9 protein-coding genes, 1 pseudogene and 1 other annotated feature are annotated in these 8,267 nt (G+C 53.9%); of the genes and pseudogenes, 4 read left to right on the forward strand and 6 right to left on the reverse strand.

Going from position 1 to position 8,267, the window contains the following annotated elements; genetic code table 11:
• Positions 1–380 precede the first annotated feature (380 nt).
• The 6 genes from B2W96_RS00005 to B2W96_RS00030 form a co-directional block, all read right to left on the reverse strand.
• On the reverse strand, positions 381–1,043 hold the full coding sequence (locus B2W96_RS00005; protein WP_293007265.1) for a 3-oxoacid CoA-transferase subunit B: 663 nt from the start codon (positions 1,041–1,043) through the stop codon (positions 381–383).
• Complete coding sequence (locus tag B2W96_RS00010) at positions 1,040–1,735, reverse strand: CoA transferase subunit A (RefSeq protein WP_293007267.1); 696 nt, start codon at positions 1,733–1,735, stop codon at positions 1,040–1,042. The genes B2W96_RS00005 and B2W96_RS00010 overlap by 4 nt, the downstream gene beginning before the upstream one ends.
• A 28-nt stretch (positions 1,736–1,763) precedes the next feature.
• Positions 1,764–2,690 carry a 3-keto-5-aminohexanoate cleavage protein gene (locus tag B2W96_RS00015; RefSeq protein ID WP_293007269.1) on the reverse strand — a complete coding sequence of 309 codons (927 nt, stop codon included), beginning with the start codon at positions 2,688–2,690 and terminating at the stop codon, positions 1,764–1,766.
• 17 nt (positions 2,691–2,707) lie between these two features.
• Positions 2,708–3,505 (reverse strand): HpcH/HpaI aldolase family protein, encoded by a 798-nt coding sequence (locus B2W96_RS00020; RefSeq protein WP_293007271.1) that lies wholly within the window; start codon positions 3,503–3,505, stop codon positions 2,708–2,710.
• A 149-nt stretch (positions 3,506–3,654) separates the two neighbouring features.
• Positions 3,655–4,131: a cupin domain-containing protein gene (locus B2W96_RS00025; protein ID WP_293007273.1), complete on the reverse strand. Its 477-nt coding sequence runs from the start codon at positions 4,129–4,131 to the stop codon at positions 3,655–3,657.
• Between the two features lie 74 nt (positions 4,132–4,205).
• On the reverse strand, positions 4,206–4,967 hold the full coding sequence (locus B2W96_RS00030) for a DUF169 domain-containing protein (RefSeq protein ID WP_293007275.1): 762 nt from the start codon (positions 4,965–4,967) through the stop codon (positions 4,206–4,208).
• Positions 4,968–5,195: 228 nt separating this feature from the next.
• Here B2W96_RS00030 and B2W96_RS00035 point away from each other — a divergent pair, with 228 nt between their 5' ends.
• The 4 genes and pseudogenes from B2W96_RS00035 to B2W96_RS00050 form a co-directional block, all read left to right on the forward strand.
• Positions 5,196–5,711: a hypothetical protein gene (locus tag B2W96_RS00035; protein WP_293007277.1), complete on the forward strand. Its 516-nt coding sequence runs from the start codon at positions 5,196–5,198 to the stop codon at positions 5,709–5,711.
• A gap of 12 nt (positions 5,712–5,723) precedes the next feature.
• Positions 5,724–6,077, forward strand: coding sequence for a hypothetical protein (locus B2W96_RS00040; RefSeq protein WP_293007279.1), 354 nt, complete (start codon positions 5,724–5,726; stop codon positions 6,075–6,077).
• A 417-nt stretch (positions 6,078–6,494) separates the two neighbouring features.
• Positions 6,495–6,734, forward strand: a binding site (T-box leader).
• 62 nt (positions 6,735–6,796) lie between these two features.
• The gene (locus B2W96_RS00045; RefSeq protein ID WP_293007281.1) at positions 6,797–7,987 is read left to right on the forward strand and encodes a hypothetical protein; all 1,191 of its coding nucleotides are present in this window, start codon (positions 6,797–6,799) and stop codon (positions 7,985–7,987) included.
• Between the two features lie 11 nt (positions 7,988–7,998).
• A pseudogene (locus tag B2W96_RS00050) lies at positions 7,999–8,267 on the forward strand (glycerol dehydrogenase); the annotation flags it as partial.

Below are 8,267 nucleotides of genomic sequence, written 5' to 3' on the forward strand. Positions count from 1 at the left end.
TTTTGTTAGCAGGACTCCTTAAATTTTATTTGATTGTGTTGGCTAATCAGATTCTCTGTAAGATGTAATCCCACATTTGCAAAGATAGCAATAATTGTGCCATTTTTTAAAATGATATCTCGTAAAAATTCACAATATTTCCTTGAAGAGAGGAAAGCAAATAAGGCCAACAATTGCAGGCGGTTTAAAGGCTTGTCCCATTGTTCGGACATAATCCGATCTGCCCCGCGAAAAAAAGAGACTGCCAACACAAGTTGTTTTCAACTCGTTTTTTGCGGGTGCGATATAAAAATGACTTATCAGACAACCCCGCGAGATTCATCCGCAGCAGGGAAAAGGCGCGCTTTAGAGAAACACCGGCCTTTTCGGTGTCTTGGTGTTTAGGTCCCCAGCATTGTTTGCAGGTTGTCCGCCACACTGAGCGGGGCTTCGGTGGCCGCACGAACGGCTTCCACCGTGTATTCAGGATTGATTTCCGTCAGCAGCAGGCCCCGGTCCGTGACCTTCATAACGCCCATTTCTGTGATAATGGTGGTGACGCAGTTTACTGCCGTGTAGGGCAGGGTGCACTTTTTCAGAATCTTGGGTTTTCCCTTGGCGGTGTGCTCCATGGCAACGATGCACTGCTTTGCCCCCACACACAGATCCATGGCTCCGCCCATTCCCGACATCTTTTTGCCGGGAATGATCCAGTTTGCCAGACTACCTTCCTCGTCAACCTCCAGCGCGCCCAAAATACAGGCGTCCACATGGCCGCCGCGAATCAGGGCGAAATTGGTGGCAGAATCCGTGAAGGCCCCACCGGTGAGGACGGAGGAGGGGGCACCGCCTGCGTCCGTCACGTGATAGGGCGCATAATGCCCGTCCTCTTCGCCGGGCCGTTCGCCGGCTCCGACAATGCCAAGCTCGGCGTGAATCGTCACTTCGATGTCCTTTGGCAGGAAGGACGGAATCATGGTGGGCAGGCCGATGCCAAGATTCACAATGTCCCCGTTTTTCAATTCCTTTGCCGCACGGGCGGCAATCACTTCCTTCGCGTTCACTGTGCTGCGCCCCCCTCCACGATATAGTCCACCAAGATTCCCATGGTCATTACATCTTCTGGCTGAATTTCGCCAATGTTCACCAACTGCTCCGTCTCCACAATTACCAGCTCGGCGGCACCTGCCATAGGGACGTTAAAATTGCGCATGGTCCCCTTATACCAAACGTTGCCTGCCATGTCGGTTTTATAGCCGCCAAGCAGCGCCACGTCGGCCTTCAGCGCCTTCATCAGGAGATAGTCCCTGCCGTCAATTGAGAGTTTGCGATTTGTGAGAGGGCTTTCCTCCACAACAGTACCCACACCCACCGGCGTCAAAACGCCGCCCAGTCCCGCGCCCCCTGCACGGATCATTTCCGCAAGGGAGCCTTGCGGAACCAAGTTCACCTCCAGCGTTCCTTCCATCGACTGCTGCCCCACCTCGGGCGACATGCCCACATGGGTGGCAATGACCCGCTTCACCTTGCGCCAGTGAATCAGACCGGCCACGCCGTAATAGGGCTCGCCCCCCGGACCGACTTCCCGGGCCATGTCGTTTCCAATCAGGGTGAAGTCGCCCTTATCTGATTTAATCAGCTCGTCAATAATTGCATGGGCCTGCCCGCAGCCCAGAAAGCCGCCAATCATAATAGTTGCGCCGCTGGGAATCAGCGCCGCCGCTTCCTTTGCGGAAATCACCTGTTTATTTGCCACGCATGTTCCTCCATTTCGTGAGTGTATCTTAGAAATTTACGCGGTCAGTGCCCTTGAGCTTCAAAATCGCCCGGGCTTCTTCCGCCGTGGCCACCCCGCGGCCCAGAATATGCGCCGACGAGGCAGCTGCCTGAATCTGCTCCGCATTGGATTTGGCCAGCACCCGGGGGCGGATGTACAGGTTGTCCTCAAGGCCCACGCGGGCATTGCCGCCCATGGCTATCGCCGCCGTGATCATGGGGAACTGATGTCTTCCGGCCGCCGCGCAGGACCAGTTGAATTCGTCAAGCTGCTTTTCAGCGGTGCTGCGCAGGAACACCAGATTGTCCACCGATGCGGGCAGCCCGCCCTGAATCCCCATGACGAATTGCAGATAAATGGGGCACTTCAAAATGCCTTGCTTTTTGAAATAGGCAATGTTGTTGATCATGCCTGCGTCATAGACTTCAAACTCGGGAATGGTGCCATTTTCCTGCATGGTGTGAATGTAGGTGTCCAGTCCCTGATAGGTATTGGCAAAGACGTTGTCGTAAGTGCCTCCCAGATATTTTTTCTCCCACGCGGGGGCGTCGTCCGTCAACTGTGGAACAAGACCGGCCAAAACAAAATTCATGGAGCCTGCGTTGCAGGAGGCCAGTTCCGGCTTCATATCGGGGACCACCGACAAACGCTCCTGAACCGTCATCATCTGGCTGGCTCCGGTGGTGATGCAGATGATGACGTCGCATTCCTCCTTGATGGCGCTCACCATCTGGCGCATCAATTTGAGATCGGAGGACGGCTCTCCGGTTTTGGGATCTCTTGCGTGCAGATGCACCACGGCCGCGCCTGCCCGGGCCGCGCCAACCGCCTGCGCAACGATATCCTCCGGCGTAATCGGCAGGTATGGGCTCATACTGGATACATGAACCGCGCCGGTGATGGCGGCAGTCAAGATTACCTTATTATTTTTCATCAAATTGCCCCTTTCCGTTATTCCTTCACAAGGTTTCTGACCTCTTGAAAGTGTTGCTTGGTGCGGCTGTGAAAAAAGCCAAGATCGTTCATGCAGGTGACAAGCTGAAAGCCCTGACAGATACGCCGGGCTGCGTCGTCGGCGCTGGCGGTCACAATGCCGGGAATAATTCCGTGTCTTTTGCATGCCGCCAAAATGCGATCAATTGCCGCCACCATCTCCGGCGCTTCTACCTTATGATTGGCGGAGGAATCGGCCTTGAACTGAATTCCCATCTCCAGAGACAAGTCGCCCGTGCCGATAAAAATTGCGTCCAGACCCGGCGTTGCGGCAATTTCTTCAATATTGTTCAGACCCTCGAGGGACTCGCACTGAACAATGCACAGGGTATTGTCGTTGGCGTTTTTCACATAGTCGTCGTATGCGCCCCAGCGGGGACCGCGTCCGCCGTTGGCCCCGCGCTTACCAAGGGGAGGATATTTTAAGTACTGCACTGCGTGCTCCGCTTGGGAGGGGGTCCCCACCAGCGGGGCCATCACGCCGTGGACACCCACGTCCAGCATCCGGCTCATCATGGGCGCGTCGTCCGGGTCGTAAACCCGGACCAGCGGCGCCATACCGTACAGCTCTGAGGCGCGGCACATCTGGACGATGCTCTCTGTATCTGTCTCCGCGTGCTCGCAGTCAATCATCACGAAGTCCAGTCCGCCAAGGCCCAGAATCTCGCAGTTCACCGCCGAGCCGGAGGCCACAAAGGCTCCCAGCGCATAGCCGTTTTCCGCAATTTTTTCCCGGACCAAATTACGCATTTTCATATCGATCTATCCTTTCCATGCCCGGTCTGACGCATCATTTTTGAAGGTCAACGGGCTGCGGTTTCTTTTAATTAAGTACAGAGGCCGGTTTTCACAGGCCTCCGTACTAAAATGTTCTTCATTGAAAATCCCTGCGGAGTGTGAAAAAGTTATCCTCTGACCTCAGCGTCGGTATCCTGCGGCTCGGTCAGGTCGGGAACCTCCCGACCGCCTGCATCCCAGTCGATATCATATTCGGATTTCAGCCACGCCTTGTACTCATCGCAGCTTGAAGAGCGTTTGGGAGACATGATATCCATCTGATAGCACGGGCCCTGAGAGCGATAAACCTGCGCGTAGTGCACATAGTGAGGGGGAACGTTGACCCAGCAGCCGGGGGACAGGCGGTAGGGAACACCGTCCACCCAATAGTCGCACTCGCCCTTGACGACGGTTGCAATCTGCTCGTTGGGGTGGGTGTGGGGTCCGATGGGCATTCCGTTGAACATCTGGCCCAAGCACATGTGCATGTTGGCGGCCTCCATTGCAAAGCACTTCATGTAGCACATAACCTTGCCGTCAACATCCTTTCTGTGATTGGGCATCCAGGGGAGATCGTTATAGTTGCCGTACATAATTTTAGCCATGATTCAGTTTCCTTTCAGATTCGTTTATTTGTCTTTTCAGCGCAGGGATTTTCTTTGAAGAACAGGGGATCGCGTCAAAACTCCAGATAGCTCTGAGGAAGACCCTCCAGAATATCGGAGGTCAGGCTGTAAGATGCAATGGGATAGCGCAGGCCGTTTTTACTCAGCCCTTCCAAACCGTTCACCGCGCGCACCAAGTCCTGAGGGGAAAAGGTCAGCCGTAATTCGTTTTCCCCCATACCGGCAAACTTTTTATCCGCATAGCACGGCAGGCTCATAGACGGCTCTCCTGTCAGAAATGTCCGCACCCAGGAGTCAGAGCAGGTAGACTCGCCCACAAAGGTGAAATTCAGTTTTTTATAGTCCTCAAACTGATACCCGGACAACAGTAAAAACGCCTGCGCGGGACTCATGTACAGCACGCATACGTCCGGCTGAATCCGCCCCGCCGTCAGCGGCGACGCCACCACGGCAATGTACTCCGGCGGCACGCAGTTCAGCGCCTGATTGTGCGCTTTTGCCGCCTCAAGATTGTTAAACCAGACGCCGTTGAAGATTTCCCCGGAATACCACTTTTCGTCCCGTTCAAACATCCCGTTGATTCCACGGCAATAATTTGCGTGCACGTTTTCAAACTTGCAGGCGCTGGTCCAGTTATACTGAGCGGCATGCCCCACAATGGTGCACGGCGGCAGATGTTTCTTATGAATCCGTACCTTCGGGATACTTTGCAGCTCCTCCTCCGTTTTGATCCATTTCATGGCAACAGGAGGCGTTTGCAGGCGCAGCAGCTTTGTCAGCCGCGCGACAATACTTTCCCAGTCATAGTTTTCCATGATGTCACTGTCCCTTCCTCTCAATGACAGGACCTTCTTGCCGGGCTGATTCGGCCCGATACATCCTGTCCGCCTTTTGTAATAGCTTTTTGGATGTCAAGTTAACGATATTTTTAAAATTTTTATTTTTTACTTTTAAGGGACGTTTGGCATCGGTTTTGCTTTTCTTAATTAAATATCAAACAAATCTTGAAAATAAAAACTATGAATCAGAAAGGATAGACAGATATGGAGCAAAGCATAAAAGAAATCCCGTTTGGAGTGACAGCCGATGGGCAGGCGGTGCAACTTTTCCGCATCCCCAACAGCACCAACGATTACGTTGAGGTATCCACATACGGGTGTAGCATCAAGAGTGTTTTCATTCATAATCGTCGGGGCGCGCTTCAAAACATGCTGGCTGGCTTTGAGACGCTGGCGGAGTACGAGCAGGCCTCCACGCCCATATGCGGTATCGCTGCCGGCGCTGCTGCCGGAGACTACGCGCGGCTGCTGGGCCACAAGGTCTGGAAGGTGGAGGAGACCGGCGACAATTACGTGCTGATGTCCTGCGCCACCTCCGCGAAAGAGGGCGGCTGCGCCATGACCGTGGGGGTTCGCATCATGTGGGTTAATTTAAATCGTCTGGTGGTGGATTTATATGTGACGCCGGAGCAGCAGGCGGCAGTCAATTTTGCCTGTCAGCTTCCGTTCCGGATGCTGGAGAGCGGCGGGCTGGACGGCTATGTCACGCGCACCTTCTGAGCTACAACACTGGTGGAAGGAGAGGTGTGCCCCATCAGCGACACGCCTTACGCCGACATGGCGTTTCAGCCTGTGGAGGGGTCTTCCGTCACCTTTATTTCAGGGGACGACGAGGTGAAGCCCATGGCCGAGCTGGCCAACGTTCAGGCAGGGCTTGCGGTTTCTGCTTACGGGAATCTGTCCTCTCTTCGCGTGGAGCCGCAGCCGCAGCTTGGGTCCGTCCTTGTAAGTCAATCCATGATGCGGGAAGTCACGCTGGGCGGGGGCGAAACCCTGTCAGGCATAGTCATTTATGGATTCGATAAGCTGCTTACGAAAGAAGAACTGGAAAACCCGGAGCCCTCCTGTTTTGGAGGGTTTTGCTGACTGGTTTTATGTAGAAGGAGTGTGCGGGAAAGTACATTTATAGCTTATGAAAGCGTCCGCGACCTCCGCTGACAAGCCGTTGGGCAGACCTTTGCATGCAAAGGCGCTTAAAATAAATTGAATCCGGTTTGTTTTTTGTGATGAATTTCAAACATGAATTAAATGTGGATGTGCGACCCGAGGCAGGCAGCCGTATGCAGATTCTTCCTGTCTGCGGAAAATTGTCAGGTCTTGTTTGCGGGCTGGATGGGGCATCATTCGGCGTGTGAATGGCAGTCATCACAAATTGTTGTTCGGGATTGTGCAATTCGCCCATAAAAAATTGCCGATGGCAAAGTGCTTTTGTGACGAAACGATATTCGGCGATAAACGCAAAGTTTTTTATTGACTTCTCCCCGGGCCTTTGCTAAGATACGTTCAAACATAAAGATGTGAAGTAGTAAGCAGCATTGCCCTTTCAGAGAGTTGCCGGCTGGTGCGAGGCAACAGGGCGCAACCTGCCGAACTGGTCACGGAATGGCTGCGCCGAACATATAAGTAGGCGCGGACGGAAGCCCCCGTTACAGAAGGCAGAGGTATGTCAGTACCTCGTAAAGTGCATTCGCAAGAATGAAGAAGAGTGGTACCGCGTGAGGATTTTATCCTTTCGTCTCTTTGCTAAACCGCAAGGAGACGGAAGGATTTTTTGCGTCTTCTTGGACAGTATTTGGGAGGTCAACATGAAAACAGCAGCGACGACACCGGCAGCAATTCCAAATCCCGACATGAAATCCAGAAGGAGCGCATTTTTCCTCGCCTTTTCCGTGGGCTCGGTCCTGTTCTCGGCCCACGCCGGGGGCGGCTTTGCCACCGGCAATCAGGCCAACACCTATTATGTGGGCCTTGGCTGGCTTGGCCCGGTGGCGGCCATTCTGGCGGTGCTCCTCATGTCGCTGACCATGAGGGAAGCCATGTTCTTCTACAATTCTCGAAACCTCAAATCCTACAAAGAGCTGTTTGAAGCCATTTTCAGCCCCTTTAAGAAGATTGAATGGCTTTTCGAGGTGTTTTTCTACATCATGGTGGTTATGGCCATTGCCGCCGCCATCTCGGGAGCGGCCTCGGCGCTCAACGCTTACTTTGGGATTCCCTATGCCCTCAGCGTTCTGGCGGTTGGCGCGCTGGTGCTGACACTTACCATCTTTGGGGCGAATCTGGTTCGTCTGGCCTCCACCTATATGGGCATGGCCATTCTGGTCATCGCCATCAGCATTTACGCCATCGGCATTACCAAGGGGGAGAACATTGCCACTGTTCTGTCCGCCAGCTTTCAAAACACCGGCTTTTCCATGTTTCCCAAGGCAATTTTAAATGCTTTTGTCTACGCGGGCTTCCAGTGCGTCACGCTGCCCACCATGCTGGCCTGCGGCAAGCCGCTTTCCGATAAGCGGCGCTGCAACAAATCCATGAACATTGCCTTTGTTATGAACGCCGCCGCGTTGACCCTGTCGGTTTTCATGCTGCTGTCCTGGCAGGGATTTTATACCGCTGCGGAGGGCGGAACCGTGATCCCAACGCTCACGGTCTGCCGCGAGATCGGCATTCCGTGGCTTACGGTGGCCTATGGGGCCTGCCTGCTGCTGTGCCTGATTTCAACCGGCGTCACCACCACCTTCGGATTTGTGGCCAAGTTTGAAAATGTCTCTGTTTTCAAAGGGATTGAGAATCCCGCCGTGAAAAACGGAATCATCGCCGCATCCATCATCGCAATCTCCATGGGCATCTCCTTCGCGGGGCTGACCAACATCATCAAATACGGCTATGGCTACTGTGGGTATCTTGGCATCGCGGTGGTGATCGTTCCCATGCTGACCGTGGGCGTTTATAAAAACCGTAAGTTCCTTGCGGAAAATCCGGGCTATAAGGGTTAAGGAGAGATAAAATGGAAAGAACACTGATTCCAAGCTATACCATCGGCGTGGATGCGTATGACGGCATTTCCTCCGTCTGCGCCGCCTACGGAACAAAGGCGGTGATGATCGGGGGCAAAAAGGCCATGGCCGCGGCGCAGGAGAAAATTATTTCCGCGCTGAAGGGCTCTTCCGTGGAGGTGGTCCGCTGCCTGTGGAACGGGGGAGAGGCCTCTGTTGAAAATATCGAGAGGCTTACCCCCGACACGGAAGACGCAGACATGATTTTCGCCGTGGGCGG

The organism is Oscillibacter sp. UBA6647, assembly GCA_002455655.1.
Lineage (GTDB): Bacteria > Bacillota > Clostridia > Oscillospirales > Oscillospiraceae > Oscillibacter.